Source organism: Corallococcus sp. AB030 (assembly GCF_003668965.1).
Taxonomy (GTDB): Bacteria; Myxococcota; Myxococcia; order Myxococcales; family Myxococcaceae; genus Corallococcus; species Corallococcus exiguus.
On record NZ_RAWQ01000125.1, the window covers coordinates 1 to 23956 of the forward strand.

Consider the following 23956-nt stretch of genomic DNA (forward strand, 5'->3'; position numbering starts at 1 on the left):
CATCCAGGACTTGCCTGTTTCAAATGTATGTGTTGGATTGAATGAACAAACACACCCTGGGGGGCCGGCGGGGGTGTCCGTTCAGTCCCAGGGGACCCGCTCCATTCGTGGTCCGCATGTCTCAGCATTGAAGTACGCGGCGTCCTGCGTTTATTCACTCGGAGGGTGCTGGGAGCGGCGTCCAGCGGCCTTCACCGGTGAAGCTTGCCCTGCGGGGCAGCACCAATGAAATCAACTACTTGGGCCCTGGCGCGGAAGGTGCTCTGGGAAGGCCTGCATCGGGAGGCACCGGGTGTCAGAGCCTGGCGCTTGTCTGCGTGGGGGACCCTCAATGCGATCCGAGGTCGGTATGCGTGGGACGTTGAGCCTGTGGGCGATGCTGGCGTTGTTCGTGGCGCTGCGCGCGAATCCGGGGGACGCGCACGAAGTGACTCTTCAGGCGGATCCGTGGACGCGGCCACTGGTGGCGGCGGGCCTGGTGGCCTCCAGCACGAAGCGAGAGGTGGTGGGCGGTGGCCTGGCGCACTACAGCTGGAAGGTGCGGGTGGGCACGGGGAAGTACGACGCCATCACCGTGCACCGCGTGGTGCGCGAGGCGTACCCGTGGATTCCGGCGCGCAGCAGCCGGGCGGTGTTCATGGTGCACGGGGACCTGTGGGGCTTCGTGCCCGCGTTCCTCACCAACACCTGCGTGACGACGATGCCGGAGAACCGCTCCCTGGCAACGTTCCTGGCGAGCCAGGACGTGGACGTGTGGGGCCTGGACCTGCGCTGGGTGGGCGTGCCGGAGGCGGAGACGAACTTCCAGTTCATGGAGGACTGGAACATGCAGTCGCACGTGAAGGACGTGGGCACGGGCCTGGCGCTGGCGGACGTGGTGCGGCGGCTGTCCGGCAACGGCGGCAACAACGACCGGATGTTCCTGCTGGGCTGGAGCCGGGGCGCGACCCTCGGGTACGCGTACCTGGACGGGGAGTCGCAGCGTCCGCGCGCCCTGCGCCGGGTGGACGGCTTCGTGCCCATGGACATGGTGCTGCGCTACGGGCCGGACGCGGCCGAGCAGCGCCAGTGGGCGTGCCAGCGGTACGAGGCGCTCCAGGCCGCCCGTGACGAGGGCCGCACGGAAGGGGGCCTGCTGGGGCCCGCGCCGGGCATGCCGGTGAAGACCATGGGTGAGCTGGCGACCCGCGCTCCCAACGCTCCGTCCCCGCTGGCCCCGGCGGGCTTCGCGGGCCCGGTCCGGCCCACCAACCGGAAGTTCGCGGTCATCGCCGCCGGGCGGACCGGGGCGCTCCTGGCGCCGCTCCAGCCGATCACGCCGGGCTACCACCTGGCGGGCAGCGTGCCGGACACCGCCGGCCTTCCGGACAGGACGGCCTTCACGTCGGAGCCCACCCTGTTCGACTACCTCCAGCTGGCGGTGCCCTACCAGAGCCTCAACGAGGTGGTGGAGACGGAGAAGCAGCTGTGCGGCCTGGACGTGCCCTACGACGACCACCTGAAGGACGTGAAGGTGCCGGTGCTGTACGTGGGCGCGGCGGGCGGCGTGGGCCGCTACGGCGAGTACTCCACGCGCCTCCTGGGGAGCACGGACGTCACCCACCTCATCGTGCGCAGCCGGCCGGAAGCGCAGCGCGAGCTGGACTTCGGCCACGCGGACCTGTTCCTCGCCAGGGACGCGCGCGTGCGCGTGTGGCAGCCCATGCTCCAGTGGATGCGGGCGCACTGACGAAGGCGTGGAGGGCGGAGGGCTACTCCGCCTTCCACAACCCGTGGCGCCGGGCCCGGCGGCCCAACGTCACGGGGTCCATGCCCAGGGCCACGGCGGCTCGGCGCAGGACGCCGCCATGGCGCTCCAGGGCCTCGCGGATGAGGTCGCGCTCCACCTGCTGGAGCCGGGCCCTCAGCGAACCATCCCCGGTGGGGTCCGCCCGGGGCAGCGTGTTGTTGAGGAGCGCGGGCGGCAACAGGCGCCGGGTGAGCATCTCCCCGGGCCGGGACAGGAGCACCGCCCGCTCCACCACGTTGCGCAGCTCTCGCACGTTGCCCGGCCAGCCATAGCCGTGCAGCACCTCGTCCGCGTCCGGGGCCACGCCCGTGGCGGAGCGCTTCAGGGTGCGGTTGAACTGCTCCACGAAGGCGCGGGCCAGCTCCGGGATGTCCTCCGGGCGCTCGCGCAGGGGCGGGATGTCGATGGTGAAGCTGTTGAGCCGGTAGAAGAGGTCCGCGCGGAAGCGGCCGGCGCGCACCTCCTCGCCCAGGTCCCGGTTGCTCGCGGCCACCACGCGCACGTCCACGTGGCGCACCTGGGTGCCGCCCACCGGGCGGATGTCGCCCGTCTCCAGCACGCGCAACAGCTTCGCCTGGAGGTTGGGCGTGGTGTTCTCAATCTCATCCAGGAAGATGGTGCCGCCGTTGGCCAGCACGAAGAGGCCCGGGTGGTCCGACACCGCGCCGGTGAAGGCCCCCTTCACGTGGCCGAACAGCTCGCTCTCCAGCAGCGTCTCCGTGAGCGCGCCGCAGTCCTGGACGACGAGCGGCAGGTCCCCCCGGCCGGAGAGGCGGTGGAGGATGCGCGCCAGCACCTCCTTGCCGGTGCCCGTCTCGCCCTGCAGCAGCACCGCCACCCGGTGGGGGGCCACCAGACGCACCATCTCCATCACCCGCTGCATGGGCGGGCTGCGGAAGCCCAGGTCCTCCCCGTGGCGGCCCACGCCCACCACCGGCGTCTGGGCCAGCGCGCGCTCGCGCATGAGGTTGCGCTCCAGCTCCAGCGCCATGCGCCACTGCTCCGTGCGGAAGCCATGCTCGCGCCCTGCCTGGAGCACCGCCTCGCGCATGGCTTCCGGGTCCGGCCAGGCCCCCGGCGCCCGGTAGATGCGGCCGGAGTTGAAGAGCGCCACCAGCCGCTCGGGGGCCGCGGGGGCGCAGTAGACGATGCGCGAGGCCAGGTCGCTGGGCGGCCCCGCCCCCGTGGGGTCCACCTCCGCGCGCAGCTCCGCCAGGGACTCCACCAGCGCGAGCGCCCGCGACTCGTCCTGGCCGCACACCAACAGCACCGCCATGTCCCCGCGCGTGAGCAGCGCGTGCACGTCCTCCGCGGTGGCGGCGAAGTGCGGCGTGGCCACGCCGTCCAGGGCCTGGCGCACCGCGCGCGACTCGTCGTCCGAGGCGAAGGCCGCCACCACCTGCAGGTGGGACGTGGCCAGGTAGCGCGCCAGCTTCACGCCGTCCGCCGCGTCGAAGGCGCCGAAGCTGATGCCCAGCGCCGCGACGGTGCCCCCGCCGCCCGCCGTGTCGTGGCGCCAGCGCACCGTGCCGTGCACCCGCACGTGGGCGCCCGTGTCCGGCAGCGAGAAGGCCATCTCCACCGGCTCGTTCTCGCGCGGGCCCTCGGAGGGGCTGCGCGGCGTGGCGATGAGCCCGATGCCCGTCTCGCTGATGTTCACGGACCAGCAGCCATGCAACGCCGGCTGGGTCACCACCTTCACGTACAGCGGCTTGCGCTCGCTCCGGGGCACCTGCTCGGAGTCGGGGCGCGACATGGGGTGCGTCACTCGACCGGCCTCATGGCCGCCGCGCGGCGGGCTTCCTGGAAAAATACGAACATTGCGGACGGGGTTTCTGCCTGATTCTCCCGTCATCGCAAGTCGGCGGCAAAGGGGATGTCCTCTCAGCACGCCGCAAGTGGACACGGGTCCAAAGCGCCCTGCCCGGAACACGGCGAACCCTCCCCCACACCGCACCACAACCCACGGCGCGAAACGTCCGTGCTCCGGCGGTGCGCATCCCACGCGACGGGCCGTGTCGTCCCTTCCGGCGTGTTGAAGGATTCCAACGGGGCCGTCTGAAATTGATGTCTGTCTTTTGTTCCGAACCTGCCCAGCATGCAAGCGGGCTCAGCGTCGCTTGTGTTCGAAATAAAACTTCGGTATTCGGTTTATCACCTTGGAACACGGCAGGCTTTCCCCCCGCTGCCGGATGGAGCACCGAACACCCTTCACGCTGTCTTTCTCCTCCCGTCGACGCGGCCCTGTCGAACAGGTCCGGGAGCACGAGAGGGGATTGTCCCGCCGTAAAGCCAGACATCCCCCAGCCATGCCCCTGTCTCCTGTCGTTGGAGCATGGCTTTTCACTGCCTGTCCTTTCCCCCTGGGCCAATTCCTTGAAGAAAACCCTCCTCCTGGTTGAAACGTTGTTCGTCCTGGGCGCCGTCGGCTGTGGCGCTCCGGATGGTTCCCTTCCGGTTGAAGACCGCCAGCCTACGCTCGAGACGTCCGCCGAGGATCTCACCACCACCGGCTGCACGCAGCTCACCCCCGCCAGCGTGAAGGCCAGCGGCGACGACGGCGCCGGCAGCGTCGCGGCGAACGCGATGGATGATCAGCTCACCACGCGCTGGAGCAGCCTGGGCAAGGGCCAGTGGCTCGACTTCGACCTGGGCGCCACCAAGGCCGTGAGCGCGGTGTCGGTGGCCTGGCACGAGGGCAACAAGCGCGCGAACACGTTCACCGTCTCCGTGTCGCCGGACGGCTACACCTATACGCAGGTGTACAGCGGCAAGAGCAAGGGCAACACGACCGCGGCGGAGACGTACGCCTTCACGTCGGTGAGCGCGCGCCGGGTGCGCGTCACGGTGCAGGGCAACTCCCTCAACGACTGGGCCAGCATCGCGGAGGCGCGCCCGTGCTCCGGCACCACGACGGCGCCGCCCCCCACCACCCCGGGCGGCATCGTGTGGCGGGGCGACTTCGAGTCCGGCAGCCGCAGCCAGTGGGACGGCACGCAGATGATGTCCGCGGACCGGCTCCAGGTCGTCTCATCGCCGGTGCGCGAGGGCGGCTACGCCCTCAAGGCCACGGTGAAGCAGGGCGATGACCCCATCAACTCCAGCGGCAACCGCAACGAAATCTTCAAGCAGACGAAGGAGGCGGTGGGCTCCGAGTACTGGTACCGCTGGAGCACGCGCTTCGCGGCGGACTTCCCCAGCGTGAACACCTGGCAGCTCTTCACCCAGTGGCACCATGACGGGTGCTGCGGCTCGCCGCCGGTGGAGTTCTACGTCTACGGCGAGGAGATGCGGCTGAACATCGGCGGGTCCCCGGGCACCATCGTCTGGCGCACGCCGCTGGTGCGCAACACGTGGCACGACTTCGTCTTCCACGTGAAGTGGTCCCCCAACGCGAGCGTGGGCTTCGTGGAGCTGTACTACGACGGCCAGCTGGTGCTGCCCAAGCGCAACATCGCGACGCAGTACTCCGGGCAGCTCAACTACCTGAAGATCGGCCTGTACCGGAACGACACCATCGCGCCGGTGGGCGTCGTCTACCACGACGGTTGGGTGATGGGCCGGACGCAGGCGGACGTGCTGGACGCCAACTACAAGTTGAAGTGAGACACCGGCCGCGTGCCCCGGTAGGCGCCGGGGCACGCTCCGGGATAGGCTTTCACGAGTCCATCCCGAGGAGTCGTCTCATGCGTCTGTGCGCCGCGCTGACCGCCCTGTCCCTGCTGGCGTCCTGCACCACGACCTACGCCATTCCCAAGCCGGAGCTCACGCGGCTGGATGGCTTCCGGGACGAGAACGCGGCGCTGATGCGGGAGCTGGGTGACGTGATGCTCAACCGCGTCACGGACCGCAAGCGCACAGTGCGGGACGTGGAGGGCCAGGCACACCAGTTCACCTCCGACACGCCGCTGGCGCTGGTCTCCGCCCAGTCGGACACGGAGTTCCAGCGCTTCATCGAGGTGGGCGTGGACGGCGACCGCTTCCGGGGCGTGCCCCTGGAGGGCTCCACCTCCAGTGCCGCCGCGCCCCCGGTCGTCGTTTCCCTGTCGGAGGTGGACCACGCCCGGCTGCGCGAGTTCAGCCTGGGCAAGACGCTGCTCCTGACGGGCACCATCGGCGTCGCGTTGATGGGGTCGCTGGTCATGGTGAGCAAGCTCTTCAAGCCCACCACCGGCTCGGACCCGGATGACCGCGGCGGCGTCATCGACCTGGGCCCGACGCCCCGGCTGACGTTCTGAGGTTCCGCTAGCGCGCGTCCGTGCGCTGGCGCAAGAGCCCCTCCTGGGCCACGGAGGCCACGAGCCGCCCGTCGCGGGTGAAGACGTGCCCGCGCGCCAGGCCGCGGGCGTTGCCGGCCCAGGGGCTTTCCATGGTGTAGAGCAGCCAGTCGTTGACCTTCAGGTCGCCGTGGAACCACAGCGCGTGGTCCAGGCTGGCCATCTGGAAGCCCGGCTGGAGGAACGTCTGCGCGTGCGGCTGGAGCGCGGTGCCCAGCAGGTTGAAGTCGCTGGCGTACGCGAGCACGTAGCGGTGCACCTGGGGCTCGTCGGGCATGGCGCCGTCGGCGCGGAACCAGACGTGCTTCACGGGCGGCTCGGCGGTGGGCTCGAAGGGGTCTACGTACGTCACCGGGCGCATCTCAATGGGCTTGGCGGAGAGGAACTTCTCCCGGTGCCGCTCCGACATCCGGCCCGCGTGGCGCCCCAACAGCTCCAGGTCCGTGGGCAGTGACTCCGGCGGCGGCACGTCCGGCATGGTGGCCTGGTGCGTGAAGCCCGGCTCTTCCCCCTGGAAGGACGCCATCAGCGTGAAGATGGGCTGCCCCTTCTGGATGGCCACCACGCGGCGGGTGGTGAAGCTGCCGCCGTCACGCACGCGGTCCACGGTGTAGACGACGGGCAGGCTCGCGTCCCCGGGGCGCAGGAAGTAGCCGTGCAGCGAGTGCACCGCGCGCTTCTCCTCCACCGTCTGGCTGGCGGCGGACACGGACTGCCCCAGCACCTGCCCTCCGAAGAGCTGCCGGAAGCCCAGGTCCTGGCTGGCGCCACGGAACAGGTTCTCCTCGATGGGCTCCAGCTTCAGGAGCCCCAACAGCTCGTCCAGCACCCGGCTCATGTACGTCCTCCCGTTTTGACGCACCCCGTCCATATCCCAGCCCCAGGCCCGTGCGCGCGGACCAATGTAGAGTGCGGCGCCTTTCTGCCCCGGAGGAGCCCGTGGCCTCGCTTTCCCTGCCAGACGCCGTCCGGCGGCACCCGGCGGCCTGGGGCATGGTGGCCACGTTCGCCGCCAGCCTCCTCCTGCGCGGACTGTACCTGGCGGGTTCGCCGGACCGGGACTGGCCCTTCTCCGTCTTCTTCGCGGGCGACGCGCGCTTCTTCCACACCGCCGCGGTGGACCTGGCGAGGGGCCGCGAAGGCCCGGTCGCCCTGCCCTACCACCCGCCCCTGTTCCCCGCGCTGTTGGGACTGCTGTACCGGGTGCTGGGCGAGCCCGCGGGCAGCGCGCTGCCGTACAAGCTCGCGCTCGCCTGTCTGGGCGCGGCCACGGTGGCCTTCTGCCAGGGCTTCTGGCGGCGCCTGTTGGGAACGCCGTGGAGTCTGGTGGCGGCGGGGCTGTACGCCACGAGCTTCGGGTGGCTGGTGCTGTCCACCACGTACAGCAATGAAACGCTGTCCGCGCTGTGGCTGTGTTTCACCTGTGCGCTGGCATTGCGCATGGGCGGCGCGGTGCCGTCCTGGCCCGCGGTGTTGGGATTGGGCGCGGTGATGGGCTGGGGCACCCTCACCCGCGCGGAGCACCTGGGGCTGTGGCCCTTCCTCCTGACGTATGCGTGGACCGCGCGCGAGCGGGGGCCCTGGAAGCCGTGGGCCCTGCGCTGGGGCGCGGCGATGGGCGTGTCCCTGCTCCTGCTCGTGCCCTCCGCGCTGCGCAACGTGGACACGATGCGCGAATTGAACGCGCGGGCGCCGCACCTGGAGCCGCTGCCGGAGTGGGTGCCCGTCACGGTGTATGGGCCGCTCAACTTCGCCATGGCCAACCACGCGGGCGCCACCGGGGGCTTCACGCCGGCCCTCATCAATCAGGGCGGCAACAACGGACAGTTGGACCCCTCCCGCCCGGAGCACCGGCGCCTGCTCTTGCACGGCTACGAGGAAGGGCTGCGCTGGATGGTGGCCTCGCCCGGCGACGCGGCCCGGCTGCTCTGGACGAAGCTGGACCTGTGGCTGGACGGCCTGCGCCTGGGCATCGGCGTGTCGGACATGCCCGGAGGACTCACCGGCGAGCGCGCCCCGGTGGACGTGTTCGTCCCCGACTCCGCGTGGCTCAAGTGGCCGCTGGCGGCGCTGCTCCTCGCGGGGATGCTGCTGTCGCTCAAGCCCGCGCACGCGCCCTTCCGGCTGCTGTCGCTGGTGGTGCTGCACCGGGTGCTCATCACGCTCGCCTTCTTCGGCTATGCGCGCGGCCTGCTCGTCGTCTTCCCCGCGCTCCTGCCGCTCCTGGTGCTGCCATTGAAGGTCCTGGGCGAGCGCCACGCGGCCGTGGCCCGGAGGCTGCCCGCGCTCGCTGGGGCGCTGCTGTTGCTCCTGTGGGCGGAGGCCGCGCTCGTCGCCACGCGGGAGACGCCCCGCCGCTTCATGGCCAGCGGCACCACCGACGCGGTCAATGGCAAGCTCATCCAGGACGACCGCGTCCGGCTGTGGCCCCAACCTTGAGCGAGTGAACACTCCAAGCCGTTGATTCCCTTCCACTTTCTGAAATACGGCCCTAATCAGGAATAACCGCAATACCAACTTAAAAAGCATATGACCTAAGCAGGAGGCGCTCCGCCCCGGAGCCCGCCGGTCCCGTCCGGCGGCATCACCCGAGGAGACGTCATGCGCCCCCTGCGGTCAGCGTTGTGTTGTCTTGCCCTCCTGGTGTCATCCACGACGTACGCATTCCAACCCTCCCAGCCCGAGCAGCAGAGCGCGGCGGCGAAGAAGGCCTTCTTCAAGCCAGACCTCTACCTGCCCATCCAGAACGTGCCGCTGGAGAAGGCGCGGTCGCTGATGCCGCGCGCGGGCGCGGACAAATGGGCGGGGTTCGTCACCCGCTTTGGCGGCAACGTGCAGGTGTATCTGGATCCGCTGTCCGGCATGCCCACGGGCATCCAGGGCAGCTTCCCGCTCATCCCCGGTGACGGCTTCCGCAACAACGTCTCGCTCGAGTCCGTGCGCCAGGGTCTGGGCCGCTCGGTGGGCAGCGTGGACGAGTCCGTGGTGGGAGAGCTCGTCTTCAAGTTCGTCGCGGACCATCAGGACGCGATTGGCGTGGACCTCCTGCAGCTGGGTTCGCCGCGCGTGACGCAGGTGACGGAAACGCTGTGGCAGGTGCACATCCCGCAGGTGGTGAACGGCATCACGGTGCGGCACGGCCGGCTGGCGGCCACCATCAGCCACGGCAACCTCATCCTCCTGGGCACGGAGGCGTGGGCCAACGTGGGCATCGACACGAAGCCCCGCTTCACCGCGAACCAGGCCATTGCCGCGGGCAGCACGTTCCTGGGCCAGACGCTGTCGCCCACCAGCCTGTGGCAGCAGCCCACGCTGGAGGTGACTCCGTTCGCGCGCACGGGCGCGGCCTTTGGCCAGGGCTACGGCCACGCGCTGGTGTGGAGCTACGGCTTCTCCAACCCCGGTGAGCACGAGCGCTGGAAGGTGACGGTGGACGCCAACTCCGGCGAGGTGCTCGCCGTGGAGGATGACAACCACTACTTCGACGCGCAGGTGAAGGGCGGCGTGTACCCGTCCACCAACATCGGCACCTGCACGTCGAAGGAGACGTGCGGCACCATGCAGCCCAACACGCCCATGCCGTGGGCGAACACGGGCTTCGCGTCGCCCAACAACTTCACGGACGGCGCGGGCATCTACAACTACAGCGCCGGCACCCTCAACACGACGCTCGCCGGCAAGTACGTGAGGATCGCCGACAGCTGCGGCGCCATCAACGTGAGCTCCGCCACGGGCAGCCTGGACCTGGGCGGCGTGAACAACGACCACGACTGCACGGTGCCCGCGGGCACGTCCGCGGGCAACACCCCGGCGGCGCGCTCCAGCTTCTACGAGCTGAACAAGATCAAGGAGGTGGCCCGCGGCTGGCTGCCCAGCAACACCTGGCTGCAGGGCCAGCTGACGTCCAACGTGAACCTGTCCAGCACGTGCAACGCGTTCTGGAACGGCAGCACCGTGAACTTCTACAAGTCCGGTGGCGGCTGCCGGAACACCGGTGAGATTGGCGCGGTGTTCGACCACGAGTGGGGCCACGGCATGGACAACTTCGATGCCAACGGCTCGCTGTCCAACTCCAGCGAGGGCTACGCGGACATCGCGGGCATCCTGCGCCTGCAGACGTCCTGCGTGGGCTACGGCTTCTTCCAGACGACGAACACGGGCTGCGGCCTCACGCCGGACGGCACGGGCTACAACCAGCAGGAGTCGCAGGTGACGGGCCAGTCCTGGTGCAACCTGCGCTGCTCGGGCGTGCGTGACGCGGACTGGGCGGCGAGCGCGCCGAACATCCCGGCCACCCCGCAGAACTTCACCTGCAAGATGTGCTCGTCCGGCTCCGGCCCGTGCAGCAAGCAGGTGCACTGCGCCGCGTCCCCCGTGCGCCAGGCGGCGTGGGACCTGGTGACGCGCGACCTCACGGCGGCGCCCTTCAACTACAACTCCAACGACGCGTTCCTCCTGGGCAACAAGCTCTTCTACCAGGGCTCCGGCAACATCGGCACGTGGCACGCCTGTAACTGCACCGCGGGCACGTCCGACGGCTGCGGCGCGACGAACGGCTACATGCAGTGGCTGGCCGCGGACGACGACAACGGCAACCTGGCGGACGGCACGCCGCACATGACGGCCATCTACGCCGCGTACAACCGCCACAACATCGCCTGCTCCACGCCCGCGCCCACCAACGGCGGCTGCGCGGCGGGCCCCACGGCGGCCCCCACCACCACGGCCACCCCGGGCGACAGCCAGGTGAGCCTGTCGTGGACCGCTTCCGCGGGCGCCAGCCAGTACTGGGTGATGAAGACGGAGGGCTTCGCGGGCTGTGACTTCGGCAAGGCGCGCGTGGCCACCGTCACCGGCACCAGCTACACGGACCCGGAGGTCGCCAACGGCCGCCAGTACTGCTACTCGGTCGTGCCCGCGAGCAGCAACGCGTGCTTCGGTCAGGCGTCCGCCTGCACCTGCACCACGCCCACCTGCGCGGCGCCCGGCGCTCCCACGCTGTCCACCCCCTCCTCCGGCGCCACCGGTGTCGAGCTGCTCGCGGTGCTGGACTGGGCGGACGTGACGGGCGTGTCCGGCTACGAGGTCCAGGTGGCCACCGACAGCGCGTTCACCAACGTGGTGCGCAGCGCCAACTCACTGGTGGCCAGCACCTGGACGGTGTCCCCGGGCCTGTCGGCGACCACCGCCTACTACTGGCGCGTGCGGGCGCTCAACTCGTGCGGTGGCACCAGCTCCTGGAGCGCGGCGCAAAGCTTCACCACGCGCGGCTGCGTCACCCTGGCGGCCCCCACCCTGACAGCCCCCGCCAACGCGGCCACGGGCGTCGCGCTGGCGCCGGCGCTGGACTGGTCCGACGTGACGAATGCGTCCGCGTATGACGTGCAGGTGGCCACCGACAGCGCGTTCACCAACGTGGTGCGCAGCGCCACCGGCCTGTCCACCAGCGCGTGGAACGTGACGCCGGGCCTGTCCAACCTCACGGCGTACTACTGGCGCGCGCGGGCCACCGACAGCTGCGGCGCGAGCCCGTACAGCGCCGCCTTCAGCTTCACCACCACCAACGTGTGCACGCCCACCGTGGCCACGTACAACTCCACCCTGCGCACCCCGGCCTGCGGCTCCGTGTGCGGTTGCGACACCGGCCCCACGCTCGTCAACGGGCGCGGAACGATGTCCGGCGGCATCGAGCCCAACCAGCCCAACACCCTGGGCGCCACCTGCACGGACGGAGCCTCTGGCGTCTACCACTCGGATGAGAGCATCGACCGCATCGTGCTCAAGACGGTGGACCAGGGCACCATCACCCCGGGCAAGCAGCTCACCGTGGACGTGACGGTGTGGTGCTACGGCACCACGGACCAGCTGGACCTGTACTACACGACGAACACCACCACGCCCGCGTGGACGGCCGTCACCACCGCCCAGGCCTGCACCGCGGTGGGGCTGAAGACGTTCTCCATCCCCGTCACCGTGGGCAGCACCACCGGCAACCACGCCGTGCGCGCGCAGTTCCGCTTCGGCGGCACCGCCTCCAGCTCGTGCGTCACGGGCAGCTACAACGACCACGACGACCTGGTGTTCAACGTCGCGTCCGCGGTGGCCGCCAACCCCACCGCCCCGTCCGCGAAGCAGGTGCGCGGCCGGGCCGTGACGGCGCGCTAGTCAAGACGCGCGAAGCCGTCCTTCAGTGACATGGGGGCTCCCGGTTCACTCCGGGGGCCCCCGTGCCTTTTCACGGCTCACCAGGTGAACACGACGGACGGCGCCGAGCGCTTCGCGGGCCCGTGGTGGACCATCTCGATGTTGTTGCCGTCCGGATCCAACACGAAGGCCGCGTAGTACCCCGGATGGTAGGAGCGCTCCCCGGGAGCCCCGTTGTCACGGCCCCCCGCGGCCAGCGCAGCCTGGTGGAAGCGGTGCACCATCTCCCGGTCGTTCGCCTGGAAGGCCAGGTGCACGCGCGCGGTGGGCTCGCGGTCGTTGCTGAGGAACAGCTCGTCCGCTGCCAGGTGCCGCTCGCTTTCGTTGAAGACCGGGATGCCCATGACTTCCAGCACCGCGCGGTAGAAGCGCTTGCTCGCCTCCAGGTCCCGGACCTGGAGGTGGACGTGGTCGAACATGCGGCCGTGGTGCAGTTCCATGGTCTGCCTCCCGTGATTTGCGTGCCGGGTGTCATTCAACACCGCGCGCGCCCGCCACCATCAGAGCCGCAATTCACGCATGTCAAGGCGGCTCCGCCCGGGAAGTCGTGAAAGCGGCAGCGACTTCCACAAAAGCGCGGGCGCGCGGCGGCGGGACGACGCAGCTTCGTGCGATAGTCCGCGCCACTTCGCAGTTCTTGCCTTCAGGAGGGTGCCGCGATGTTCATCGAAATCATCGTCCTGCCCCGTGAAGAGCAGTCCCCGAACCGGCGCGCGGCAAAGGCCTCCAAGGCTCCCCAGCCGCTGGAGAAGCGTGGCCGCGCGGAGCTGGCCCAGGTGTGGCGTGAAGAGGGCAAGGCCTTCCACGGCGCCGTCCTGGAGTTCATCAAGGCCCAGCACCTCCTGGGCGCGGTGAAGTGGATGAGCGAACCGGGCCTGCTGCCCCAGGTGACGCTCGTCGCCTCGGACCGCGTCCTGGAGAAGCTCCAGGCAGAGCCCCGCTTCGCGGCCGGCCGCTCGCTGAGCATGAACCTGCAGACCTGAAAGCCGCTCGTCCTCCGCGGCTCCCCCCTCGCGTTTCCCATTTTCCAATCATTTTTCCGTGACACCCGCGTGAGCCCTTCCGCGGCGCGTCCACGGCGTGGCCGGGGTGCGTTACCGTTGGCGGCGAAAGCTGTCTCATCGTGTTTCACGATGCTGTCAGCCTTGACGGCGGTGTCTTGAATTCCACAGGATGCGCCCCCAACCCCCGAGGTCTGGCCAGACGGCCCGGACTTGAACGTGGGCGGTCCTTGCCGTGCCTCCCGTCAGTGCGCCCCTCGCCTGGAATCGGAGCGGAACATGCGTTTGAAGAGAGTGGTCCCCGTGGTCGTGTCGCTGTATTGCGCCACCGCTTCCGCCGAAGAGCCGCGTGACAAGGAGGTCTACATCAGCATCGGTTCGGAGACGGTGGGCACGGTGCGCTCGTCGTTCCGCGGCGGGAACGCGCCCACCCTGGTGCGCGAGGCGAACGGGGTGAGCGTGCTCAAGCTCACCGAGTCGCAGCTGGGCGACGTGTCCGCCATCATGCATGACCAGTATCACCGCTGCGCGGGCTTCATGGCGCACGACACGCAGGAGGCGGCGCTCGCGGCGCTCGGCCCCGCGCAGCCCGTGCAGTCGCTGGTGAGCTACACGCTGGACAACGCGCCGGTGGTCAACTCGCTGTTCTCCGGCCTGCAGGAGGCCAGCCTGCGCAGCACCATCATCCAGCTGGCCAGCTACACGAACCGCTACTACAACAACTCCACCGGCGGCACGCAGTCGGCCAGCTGGCTGCGCGACACCTGGACGTCCTACGCCACCGGACGCGACGACGTGAGCGTGCAGCTGTACACGCACTCCGGCTGGACGCAGCCGTCCGTCATCGCCACCGTCACCGGCACCGTCTACCCGGATGAGGTGGTGGTGATTGGCGGCCACCTGGACTCCATCAACATCAACGTGAGCTCCTCCAGCCGCCCCACGGCGACGGCGCCAGGCGCGGATGACGACGCCTCCGGTGTCGCCACGCTGTCGGAGGTCTTCCGCGTGGCGATGGCCAAGGGCTACAAGCCGGCGCGCACGGTGAAGTTCATGGCGTACGCAGCGGAGGAGGTGGGCCTGTACGGCTCGCAGGCCATCGCGCAGGCGCACAAGTCCGCGGGCGCCAACGTGGTGGGCGTGCTCCAGCTGGACATGACCAACTACCGCGGCTCCACGTGGGACCTGACGCTCGTCACGGACAACACCAACGCGGCGCAGAACGCGTTCCTGGGCAACCTCATCGACACGTACACGGGCTACACGCGCACCAACATCACGTGCGGCTACGGGTGCTCGGACCACGCGTCGTGGACCGCGCAGGGCTACCCGGCGTCCCTCCCGTTCGAAGCGCAGATGAACAACGACAACCCCAACATCCACACGGCCAACGACACCCTGGCCAACAGCACGGACGGCAACGCCAACAACGCGCTGAAGTTCGCGCGCATTGGCGCCGCGTACCTGGCGGAGCTGGGCAAGGGCACCATCCCGGGCCTGCCCACGGACACCACGCCCCCCACCGTGTCGCTCACCGCGCCGGCCAGCGGCGCGACGGTGAACGGCACCACCAGCATCACCGCGACGGCCAGCGACAACGTGGGCGTCAGCAAGGTGGAGTTCCTGGTGGACGGCGTGGTGAAGGGCACCATCGTCTCTTCTCCGTACAGCTACGCGTGGGACAGCCGCACGGTGGCCAACGGCAGCCACACGGTGGCGGCGAAGGCGCATGACGGTTCGGGCAACACCACCACCACGACGGCGCGCACGGTGACCGTGGCCAACGTGTCCACGACCGGCACCTTCGACAGCACCTACAAGACGCTGCGTTGCAGCGAGGCGGCGGCCACCTGCGACAGCGGCACGCTCTTCAACGGCCGCGGCACCCGTGGGCCTGAGGTGAACACGCCCAACACGCTGCGCGGCACGTGCAAGGACGCCAGCAGCGGCACCTACAAGAGCGACGAGTCCATGGAGGCCCTCAAGGTGTCCACCGTGGACGGCTCCAACTTCGCCGCGGGCAAGCAGGTGAAGGTGGAGGCCACCGTCTGGGCCTACGCCACCCCCACGTCGGATCGGCTGGACCTGTACTACACGGCCAACGCCACCGCGACGACGCCCGTCTGGACGTTGATCACCTCCGTCACGCCGTCGGGCGCGAACCTGCAGACGATCTCCGCCACGTACACACTGCCCGCCGGCGCCAACCAGGCCGTGCGCGCGCAGATGCGCTACGGCACCGGCGCCCCGACCAGCGCGTGCATCTCCGGCGAGTACAACGACCGCGACGACCTGATGTTCACCGTCCAGTAGGCCGCAGCTGACTTGAGCTGATGTGGAGGGGATCCGGGACGCGTGCCCGGGTCCCCTTCGTGTTTCAGGCCGCCTTGAGCCCTTCGAGCGGCAGCTCCACCACGAAGGTGGAGCCCAGGCCCGGCGCGCTGTCCACGGTGATGCGGCCACCGTGCGCCTCCACCACCTGCCGGGCAATCCAGAGTCCCAGGCCCAGGCCCCCGTAGTTGCGCCCGGGCACCGCGCGCTCGAAGCGCTCGAAGATGCGCGCGCGGTCCGCCTCGCTGATGCCAATGCCCTCGTCGCGCACGGTGAGGCGCGCGGTGCCGTCCTCGGCGGCCACGCGCACCGCGATGGGGCGGCCCTGGCCGTACTTCGCCGCGTTCGTCAGCAGGTGGTTCACCACCTGGTCGATGCGCAGCCGGTCATACCGGCCCACCAGCGGCATGTCCGCGTCCAGCGTCACCGTCACGCCCATCCGCGCCACCTCCTCGCGCAGCCGGGCCACCGCGTTGCCCACCACGGAGGTGAGGTCCACGTCGTTCAGGTCCAACGCGAGCCGGCCGGTGGTGAGCTGCGACACGTCCAGCAGCGTCTCCATCAGCGCGTGCAGCCGCTGCACCTGCCGGCCGGCGGACTCCAGTGGGCTCCTCGCGCGGCCCAGCGCGTCGTCTCCCAGGCTGCGCTCCAACCGCTCCAGGTGCAGGCGGAAAGCGGCCAGCGGCGTCTTCAGCTCGTGGCTCGCCACCGCGAGGAAGTCGTCCCGGGCCTGCACGCTTTCGCGCAGCGACTGGGCGAGCATCTCCTGGCGCAGGGCCTCTCGGCGGCTGCGCGACAGCTCCAGCATGGAGCGCACGCGCGCCACCAGCTCCCGGGCGCTGAAGGGCTTCACCAAGTAGTCGTCCGCGCCCGCCTCCAGCCCCTCCACCGCGGCCTCCTCGCCGGCGCGGGCGGAGAGCATCACCACGGGGACGGCGCGTGTGGACGGCCGCTCGCGCAGGCCGCGCAACAGCCCGAAGCCGCCCAGCCGGGGCATCATCACGTCCGTCAGCACCAGGTCCGGAGGACTCGCGCGCGCGGCGGCCAGCGCTGCGTGTCCGTCCGTCGCCAGCGTCACGTCGAACGACGGCGACAGCACGCGCTCCACGTACTCGCGCATGTCCGCGTTGTCGTCCACCACCAGCACCTTCGCCCGGGGAGCATCCTCTGCTGGAGACTCCTCGTCCGTCAGCGCCCGCACCGGCTTCAGCGCCCGGAGCACGGGCTCCGCGTCCGACCAGCGCTCGGCCTCCTGGAGGTAGGGGCGCGCGTCCAGGGCGGTGGACTCCTGCTGACGCGCGGCCTGGATGCGGTCCGCGGGCAGGTGCGCGTGGCCCCGGGGGATGCGCACGGTGAAGGTGGTGCCCCTCCCCTCCTCGCTCTCCACGGTCACGTCTCCGCCGTGCAGCTCCACCAGTTCGTGCACGAGCGCCAGCCCGATGCCGGTGCCTTCGTGCGTGCGGCTTCGCGCGTTGCGCACGCGGTGGAAGCGCTCGAAGAGGTGGGGCAGCTCCTCCGCGGGGATGCCCGTGCCCGTATCGGTGACGCACAGGAGGATGGAGGCGCCCCGGGCCTCCTGCCGCACGATGATGCCGCCCTCGAAGGTGAACTTGAGGGCGTTGGAGAGCAGGTTGAAGACAACCTTCTCCCACATCTGCCGGTCCACCCAGACGGGCTCCGGAAGCGCGGCGCAAGCCACGCTGAAGGACAGGCCGGTGCGCTCGATGGCGGAGCGGAAGTGGCCCGTGAGGTCCCTGGTGAAGGAGGCCAGGTCGGTGGGCTCGAAGCTGGAGTCGATGCGGCCCGCCTCCAGCCGGCTGAAGTCCAGCAGCGTGTTCACCAGCCGCAGCAGGCGGCCCGCGTTGCGGTGGACGAGCTCCAGGTCCTTGCGCGCGGCTTCCGTCACCGGCACCTGCGCGAGCACGTCCTCCAGCGGCCCCAGCATCAGCGTGAGCGGCGTGCGGAACTCGTGGGAGATGTTGTGGAAGAAGGCCGTCTTCGCCCGATCCAACTCCGCCAGCGCCTCCGCCCGCTGGCGCTCCTCCTCGTGGGCTCGCGCGTTGCGCAGCGACGATGCCACCTGCGCGCTCAACAGCTCGCTGAAGGATGCGTGGCCTTCATCGAAGGCGCGGTTGGGGGACAGCGCCGTGACGAGCACTCCCAGCGGCGCGGCCGTGCCGGAGCCCGCGAGCGGCTGGAAGAGGAACGTGCCCACCGCGTCACCAAACGGTCCGCCCTTCATGGACAGGAGCGCCTCCAGTCCGTCGCGCCGCACCCGCTCCCCTCCGAGCGCGCGCAGGAACGGCGCCGCCCTCCGGGAGCCGGCATCCAACTGCACGGTCTCCGGGCTCAGGGGGCCGCCGCGTTCGATGCCCACGGTCCCGCACAGCGTCAGCGACCTGCCGTCCCCCTCGCGCAGATAGAGGAGCGCGCACGGCACATCCAGGGGGTGGTCCGCCAGGGCGGTCAGCAGGTCGCCGCACGTCTTCACCACGCTGCGCGTGTCCGCTGCCTGGGCGGACAGGTCGCGCAACAGCCGCGTGCGCCGCTCGCTCAGCACCCGGGGCGTCACCTCCGCGCACACCGCGAGCATGCCGCCAATGGCACCCGTGTCGTCGTAGGCGGGCGCGTGGCTCACGTCGAAGTAGGACTCCTCGCGGTAGCCGCTGCGGTTGAGGAGCAGTTGGAGCGCGGGCACCCAGCTGGCGACGCCCGTCGTCATCGCCTCGCGCACCAGCGGCTCCAGCGAGTCCCACGCCTCCGCGAGCGTGCCCCGGATGTCCGTGCCCAGCGCGGCCGGGTGCTTGTCGCCAATCACCAGCGAATAGGCGTCGTTGTAGAACTGGGTGAGGTGCGGACCCCAGGTGAGGATCATGGGGTAGCGCGACCCGAGCAGCGTCTTCACGAGCATCTTGAGGCTCGTGGGCCAGGAGGCCACGGGCCCCACCGGTGACGCGGCCCAGTCGTGCGTGCGCACCAGCGCGTGCATCTGACTGCCGCCGGTGAAGAGGGTCTCCGGCGTCTGCTGCGGAACATCCTGACTCATCGCGGGCGCTGCTCCTCACATCAGCGAGCCATGTCCCTAAGTCGGCTCCTGGGGGCTTCCCACTGGAAATGTGCCCATCCGTTCGGAGTGGAGCACCTCCCGGGCGCCCGGCTGGCCGCCTGCCGCGGAACAGCGGGCGGGCTGTCCTCCGCCAGGCACCGGTCCCACCTTGGAAAGGCCCTGTCCCTGCGGCTGGGAGGCACGCCGCTGGAGCGCTACATCGCGCAGCTCCATGCCGAGGAAATGGTCCCCGCCCCGCACCGAGCCTCATCCAGCGTCCGGCGCGCGAGTGACGCCCCCCGGCATCGGGCCCGGATTCCGGTGGCCCGGCCGGAGGCGTTGCTCTATGGGGGACGGGTGCTCCACCGTCAGTTCCTGGACCATGCGAAGGCCGTGGCCCGCTTCGCGCCCGTGCGGCCCGCGGTGAAGGCGGGCCTCCGGGCCGCGCTCGCGTTCTTCGTCCCCACCGTCGTGGGCACCGCGCTGCATCTGCCCGCCACCCTGTGGCTGGCGATCGGCGGCTTCAACACGTCCTTCGTCGACAAGGGCGGCTCCTACCACGCCCGCTTCCGCGCCATGGGCGGCACGGCGCTGGCGGCGGCGGTGTCCGCGGTGCTGGGCGGCCTCGCGGGGATGCACCCCGCCCTGGCCATCCCCGCGACCCTGCTGTGGGTGACGGCGTGCAGCTTCGCGGGCGTGTACGGCGCGGCGTCGAACATCACCGGCAACATCGCCGCCACCACCTTCGTCATCGCGCTGGGGCTGCCTGCTGACAGCGTCGTGCACGCACTGGAGTCCGGCCTGGCGGTGCTGGGCGGCTCCGCGTGGGCCATGGTGCTGTCGCTGGTGCTCTGGCCCATCCGCCCCTACCGGCCCGCGCGCAAGGCAGTGGCGGCGTGCTTCGACGCGGTGGCGGACTACGCGGAGGGGCTGTCGCGCACGGTGCAGGGCGCGCGCGAGGACGCCTGGCAGGCGCTCATCCAGGAGCAGCACGGGCGCATCCGCGAGATGCTGGAGCTGGCGCGCACCACGCTCGCGGCCACGCGTCAGGGCCGGGTGGAGCGCGGCCGGGGTGAGCGGCTGCTGGTGCTGCTGGAGTCCGTGGACGCGATGTTCATGGGGCTCATCGCCCTGGGCGAGCAGTTGGAGAGCCTGGGCCCGCCGGTGAGTGGCCCCGTGGGAGACCCGCGCGCGGCGGTGGCCGTGGCGCTGCTGGACTGCGCGAACACGGCCAGGGACCTGGTGCGGCTGGTGGAGCAGGAGGGCCGCAACCGCAGGCCCCAGCCGGAGTGGGACGGGCGTGCGCTGCGCGACGCGCTCGGAGACCTGGACGCGCGCGGACTCGTCACGCGACTGGAGCGGGCGCGGCTGTCGGACATCGCGCGGTTGCTCACGGAGCTGCGCGAGCGCGCGGACGTGGCGCTGGACACCGCGTGCCGGCTGGCCGGCCCCCTCACTGAAGCCCCGCCTCCCGCTCGCGCGCTGGCCGAGGAGTCGCACGCGTCCCTGCTGGATCCGGTGCGTGCGCACCTCACGCTGGATTCAGAGGTGCTGCGGCACGCGCTGCGCGCGGGGCTGACCACCACGGCGGCGGTGTACGTGGCCAGCGTGTTCCGGCCGAACCACGGCTACTGGGTGACCATCACCGTCCTCACCATCATGCAGCCGTACACCGGCCCCACCTACCTCAAGGCGCTCCAGCGTGTGCTGGGGACGGTGGTGGGCGGCCTGCTGGCCATCGCCGTGTCGTCCTGGCTGCAGAATCCGCACGCGATGATGGGCCTGTTGTTCTGCACCGCGGCCCTGTGCGTGAGCCTCATCCCGCTCAACTACGGGCTGTACACCATCTTCGCCACGCTCACCTTCGTGCTGCTGGCGGAGCTGGGCAGCGGGGACTGGACGCTGGCGCCGGTGCGCATCGTCAACACGCTCATCGGCGGCGCGCTGGCGCTCGCGGGCACCTTCTTCCTGTGGCAGCGCTCGGAGAACCAGCGCTTCCCGGCGCAGATGGCGGACGCGCTGCGCGCGGACCGTGAGTTCTTCAACGTGCTGGCTCGCGCGTGGCAGCGGAACGGGCCACCGGAAGTGGCGGCGCTGGCGGAGGCGCGCCGCAAGCTGGGGCTGGCCACCATCAACGCGGAGACGTCCTTCCAGCGACTGCTCACCGAGCCGCGCTGGCGCACGGAGGCGGTGGAGCCGCTGATGACGCTGCTCGCCTTCACCCGCCGGTTCGCAGCTGTCTGCACCCTGCTCGCGTCGCGGCGCTCCGTGCCCTCCACCCCGGCGGTGCAGGAGGCCCTGTCGCGCTTCGCGCGCGCCATCGACGCGAGCATGGAGGACCTGGCGGACTCGGTGCACCACGGCCGCCGCCCCAAGCCCCTGCCCGCCCTCGACACGCTCATCGGCTGGAACGTCCCCACCCCGGACGCCCCCGGCGCCGCGATGAGCGCCGAGGCTCCCCTGCTCCAGTCCCAATTGGAGCGACTGGCGCGCCAGCTCACGGTGCTCCACACCGCCGCCGTCCGCCGCCTGGAGGCGCCCCCTCAGCCATCCAAGATTAACGAGCCTTAGCAGAACAGTCTGAATAGACTGCGGGACTCCCTCTTGGTGTCTGGAGTCCCCATGTCCCCCTGGTTGTCCCGCGTCCCCCTTCAGGGCCTGCTGCTGGCCGTCTCCACCCTCCTGCCGCCCGCCGCGAGCGCGGCGAACGAGACCGTGCGGGTGTGGCTGACGACGACGTCTGGCAGCACGCTGTCGAAGAAGCTCAACGCCGAGGCGAACAAGGCGTTCGGTCCGGAGACGGGCAGCGCGACGGCCATCGACGTGAACGAAGGCGTGACGTACCAGACGCTCGACGGGTTCGGCGGCGCGCTGACGGATTCGTCCGCGTGGCTCATCTTCAACTCGCCGCAGCGCACGGCCATCATGAACGACCTGTTCAGCGTGACCGCGGGCGCGGGCCAGAGCGCCATCCGCCTGCCCATGGGCGCGTCCGACTTCGCGCGCAGCAACTACACCTACGACGACACCTGCTGCGATTTGAACGACTTCTCCGTGGGCCACGACACGGCGTACATCCTGCCGCTCTTGAAGCAGGCGCGCGCCATCAACCCGGAGGTGAAAGTCTTCGCGCTGCCGTGGAGCGCGCCCGCGTGGATGAAGTTCAACAACTCGCTCACCGGCGGCGGCTACCTGCGCAATGACCTGTACGGCACCTACGCCAACTACTTCGTGCGCTTCGTGCAGGCCTACCAGACGAACGGCGTGCCCATCCACGCGCTGAGCCTCCAGAACGAGCCGCACAACGCCAACGGCGGCTACGCGACCATGCAGATGGAGTCCAACGACCAGTCCATCTTCGCCGCGCAGCACCTGCGCCCCGCGCTCAACGCCGCGGGCTTCAACGGCGTGAAGGTGCTGGCGTGGGACCACAACTGGCACGACGGCACGGGCCCCGCGGGCTACCCGCATGAGGTGATGGCCTACAACGGCGGTCAGGCGCAGAACGCCGTCGCGGGCGTGGCGTACCACTGCTACGAGAGCCCGGAGGGCAGCTACAGCGTCCAGTCCGCCTTCCACGACGCGTACCCCGCCAAGGAGGTGCACTTCACCGAGTGCACCGGCGGCTTCTGGGCCACCAACGCCGCGGCGAACCTGGAGTGGGCGCTGCAGAACAACCTCTTCGGGCCGCTGCGCCACTGGTCGCGCACGTCCTTCTACTGGAACCTGGCGTTGGATCCGAACCACGGGCCGCGCGTGGGCGGCTGCGCGGACTGCCGGGGCATGTTCACCGTGGACAACGCCGCGGGCACTTACACGCGCAACGAAGAGTACTACGCGTGGGCGCACCTGGCGAAGGTGGTGCGGCCGGGCGCGGTGCGCGTGGGCGCCACGTCGCTGGGAAACAACAACATCGAGACGCTCGCCTTCCGCAACCCGGACGGCTCGCGCGCGCTCATCGCGCTGAACTCGAATGACGGCGCCACGCTGTCCTTCAAGGTCCGCTGGAACGGACAGTCCTTCGAGTACACCCTGCCGCCGCGCTCGGTGGCGTCCTTCCAGTGGGGCGGGACGTCCAGCCCTCAGGGGCCGTGGTACCGGCTGGTCAACAAGGCCACGGGCAAGTGCGTGGACATCGTCGGCCCGTCCGCGGCGGACGGCACCGGACTGCACCAGTGGGCGTGCCACACGGGCGCAAGCCAGCAGTGGTCCCTGGTGGCCACGGACAGCGGCTATTCGCGGCTGGTGTCGCGCTACAGCGGCAAGGCGGTGGACGTGGCGGACGCGGGCCAGGCGGACGGCGCGCGCGTGCAGCAGTGGTCCTGGGCGGGCGGCGCCAACCAGCAGTTCAAGCCGGTGGCCACCACCGGCGGCTACTCCCGCTTCGAGGCCCGCCACAGCGGCAAGGTGCTGGACGTGAGCAACTGCTGGAGCAGCGGCGACGGGGCCACCGTCCAGCAGTGGGCCTGGTCCAACAACGACTGCCAGCAGTTCCGCCTGGAAGCCATGCCCTGATCAGGGCACCGTCGCCAGGAAGCCATCGAGCAGGGTGTTCACCTGCTCGGGGGCGTCCAGTTGCACCCAGTGCCCCGTGCCCGTCACGAGCTTCGAGGGAAGACTCGGGACGAGCACGTGGTACGCGCCGGGGGTCTGGTTGAGCGGCGTGATGACGGACAGGGCCGGTCCCCGGTAGCGCTTCAGCGCGGTGACGGGATCGAACTTCAGCAGCGCGCCCATGGCCGCCTTCACCGCCGCGCGCTGCGTGCGCCGCAACTGCCCCAGCACCTGCTCACGCACCTGGGGCGTGGACGGCGCCAGCAGCGTGCCCCAGTACTGCTCGATGACCTGCGTCCAGCCGTCGGTGTCGAGCGCGGCCATCATCCCCTCGGCCGCCTCCTTCGGAACCTCGCGGCCGTCGGACGCCGGGTCCAACAGGAAGAGCCCCGCGACGCGCTCCGGGTGCGCCGCCGCGTACGCCACGCACACCGCGCCGCCCAGGCTGTGCCCCACCAGCACCACGCGAGGCAGCCCCAGCCCGTCCACCACGGTGGCCACGTCCTGCGAGAAGTCCTCCACCGTGAAGTCCGCGTCCGACGTGAGCGTGGACCGGCCGTGCCCCCTGAGGTCCAGCGCGACCGCGCGGCGCTGCTTGCGCACGAACTGGAGCTGCGCGGCCCACTGCCGCGTGTCTCCACAGGCCGAGTGCACGAACACCACCGGTGTGCCCTGCCCCGTCCCGCCATCGTCCACGAACACCTCACCCGCCGTACCCTTCATGTCTTCGTGCCTTTCCGGGCCGGAAATCCGG

General features: G+C 70.3%; 14 protein-coding genes. 9 read left to right on the forward strand and 5 right to left on the reverse strand.

Annotated elements, in window-relative coordinates; genetic code table 11:
* The first annotated feature begins 349 nt into the window (after nt 1-349).
* A complete protein-coding gene (locus D7Y15_RS26565) occupies nt 350-1729 on the forward strand; it encodes a hypothetical protein (RefSeq protein WP_120577975.1) in 1380 nt (459 codons plus the stop codon).
* A gap of 22 nt (nt 1730-1751) precedes the next feature.
* Here the strand turns inward: D7Y15_RS26565 and D7Y15_RS26570 are convergent, their stop codons facing one another.
* Nucleotides 1752-3545: a sigma 54-interacting transcriptional regulator gene (locus D7Y15_RS26570; RefSeq protein ID WP_120577978.1), complete on the reverse strand. Its 1794-nt coding sequence runs from the start codon at nt 3543-3545 to the stop codon at nt 1752-1754.
* 620 nt (nt 3546-4165) lie between these two features.
* Here D7Y15_RS26570 and D7Y15_RS26575 point away from each other — a divergent pair.
* Nucleotides 4166-5395, forward strand: coding sequence for a heparin lyase I family protein (locus D7Y15_RS26575; RefSeq protein ID WP_120577974.1), 1230 nt, complete (start codon nt 4166-4168; stop codon nt 5393-5395).
* An 80-nt stretch (nt 5396-5475) separates the two neighbouring features.
* Nucleotides 5476-6027, forward strand: a complete 552-nt coding sequence (locus tag D7Y15_RS26580) for a hypothetical protein (RefSeq protein WP_120577973.1) — start codon at nt 5476-5478, stop codon at nt 6025-6027.
* Between the two features lie 7 nt (nt 6028-6034).
* Here the strand turns inward: D7Y15_RS26580 and tesB are convergent, their stop codons facing one another.
* The gene (gene tesB / locus D7Y15_RS26585; RefSeq protein WP_120577972.1) at nt 6035-6904 is read right to left on the reverse strand and encodes an acyl-CoA thioesterase II; all 870 of its coding nucleotides are present in this window, start codon (nt 6902-6904) and stop codon (nt 6035-6037) included.
* 155 nt (nt 6905-7059) lie between these two features.
* Between tesB and D7Y15_RS26590 the strand changes: the two genes are divergently transcribed.
* On the forward strand, nt 7060-8505 hold the full coding sequence (locus tag D7Y15_RS26590; protein ID WP_121754335.1) for a glycosyltransferase family 39 protein: 1446 nt from the start codon (nt 7060-7062) through the stop codon (nt 8503-8505).
* A gap of 162 nt (nt 8506-8667) precedes the next feature.
* Nucleotides 8668-12231 (forward strand): endopeptidase, encoded by a 3564-nt coding sequence (locus tag D7Y15_RS26595; RefSeq protein ID WP_121754326.1) that lies wholly within the window; start codon nt 8668-8670, stop codon nt 12229-12231.
* A 77-nt stretch (nt 12232-12308) separates the two neighbouring features.
* Here the strand turns inward: D7Y15_RS26595 and D7Y15_RS26600 are convergent, their stop codons facing one another.
* The gene (locus tag D7Y15_RS26600; RefSeq protein WP_121754327.1) at nt 12309-12710 is read right to left on the reverse strand and encodes a VOC family protein; all 402 of its coding nucleotides are present in this window, start codon (nt 12708-12710) and stop codon (nt 12309-12311) included.
* Between the two features lie 219 nt (nt 12711-12929).
* On the opposite strand from D7Y15_RS26600, the gene D7Y15_RS26605 reads away from it, so the two are divergent.
* Both D7Y15_RS26605 and D7Y15_RS26610 read left to right on the forward strand, forming a co-directional pair.
* Nucleotides 12930-13253, forward strand: a complete 324-nt coding sequence (locus D7Y15_RS26605) for a hypothetical protein (RefSeq protein ID WP_120577969.1) — start codon at nt 12930-12932, stop codon at nt 13251-13253.
* A gap of 297 nt (nt 13254-13550) precedes the next feature.
* The gene (locus D7Y15_RS26610; RefSeq protein WP_121754328.1) at nt 13551-15584 is read left to right on the forward strand and encodes a M20/M25/M40 family metallo-hydrolase; all 2034 of its coding nucleotides are present in this window, start codon (nt 13551-13553) and stop codon (nt 15582-15584) included.
* A gap of 64 nt (nt 15585-15648) precedes the next feature.
* On the opposite strand, the gene D7Y15_RS26615 is transcribed toward D7Y15_RS26610, so the two are convergent.
* On the reverse strand, nt 15649-18648 hold the full coding sequence (locus tag D7Y15_RS26615) for an ATP-binding protein (protein ID WP_121754329.1): 3000 nt from the start codon (nt 18646-18648) through the stop codon (nt 15649-15651).
* Nucleotides 18649-18969: 321 nt separating this feature from the next.
* Between D7Y15_RS26615 and D7Y15_RS26620 the strand changes: the two genes are divergently transcribed.
* Complete coding sequence (locus D7Y15_RS26620; protein WP_233605097.1) at nt 18970-21219, forward strand: FUSC family protein; 2250 nt, start codon at nt 18970-18972, stop codon at nt 21217-21219.
* Nucleotides 21220-21270: 51 nt separating this feature from the next.
* Entirely contained in the window at nt 21271-23163 is a 1893-nt protein-coding gene (locus tag D7Y15_RS26625) for an RICIN domain-containing protein (RefSeq protein WP_121754330.1), read from the forward strand.
* Here the strand turns inward: D7Y15_RS26625 and D7Y15_RS26630 are convergent, their stop codons facing one another.
* Nucleotides 23164-23925 (reverse strand): alpha/beta fold hydrolase, encoded by a 762-nt coding sequence (locus tag D7Y15_RS26630; RefSeq protein WP_121754331.1) that lies wholly within the window; start codon nt 23923-23925, stop codon nt 23164-23166.
* Nucleotides 23926-23956: the final 31 nt, after the last annotated feature.

Coding starts and splice junctions, on each gene's coding strand:
- D7Y15_RS26605 (WP_120577969.1), top strand. CDS start 12,930: ATGTTCATCGAAATCATCGTCCTGCCCCGTGAAGAGCAGTCCCCGAAC.
- D7Y15_RS26600 (WP_121754327.1), bottom strand. CDS start 12,710: ATGGAACTGCACCACGGCCGCATGTTCGACCACGTCCACCTCCAGGTC.
- D7Y15_RS26615 (WP_121754329.1), bottom strand. CDS start 18,648: ATGAGTCAGGATGTTCCGCAGCAGACGCCGGAGACCCTCTTCACCGGC.
- D7Y15_RS26610 (WP_121754328.1), top strand. CDS start 13,551: ATGCGTTTGAAGAGAGTGGTCCCCGTGGTCGTGTCGCTGTATTGCGCC.
- D7Y15_RS26625 (WP_121754330.1), top strand. CDS start 21,271: ATGTCCCCCTGGTTGTCCCGCGTCCCCCTTCAGGGCCTGCTGCTGGCC.
- D7Y15_RS26580 (WP_120577973.1), top strand. CDS start 5,476: ATGCGTCTGTGCGCCGCGCTGACCGCCCTGTCCCTGCTGGCGTCCTGC.
- D7Y15_RS26630 (WP_121754331.1), bottom strand. CDS start 23,925: ATGAAGGGTACGGCGGGTGAGGTGTTCGTGGACGATGGCGGGACGGGG.
- D7Y15_RS26565 (WP_120577975.1), top strand. CDS start 350: ATGCGTGGGACGTTGAGCCTGTGGGCGATGCTGGCGTTGTTCGTGGCG.
- tesB (WP_120577972.1), bottom strand. CDS start 6,904: ATGAGCCGGGTGCTGGACGAGCTGTTGGGGCTCCTGAAGCTGGAGCCC.
- D7Y15_RS26570 (WP_120577978.1), bottom strand. CDS start 3,545: ATGTCGCGCCCCGACTCCGAGCAGGTGCCCCGGAGCGAGCGCAAGCCG.
- D7Y15_RS26595 (WP_121754326.1), top strand. CDS start 8,668: ATGCGCCCCCTGCGGTCAGCGTTGTGTTGTCTTGCCCTCCTGGTGTCA.
- D7Y15_RS26590 (WP_121754335.1), top strand. CDS start 7,060: ATGGTGGCCACGTTCGCCGCCAGCCTCCTCCTGCGCGGACTGTACCTG.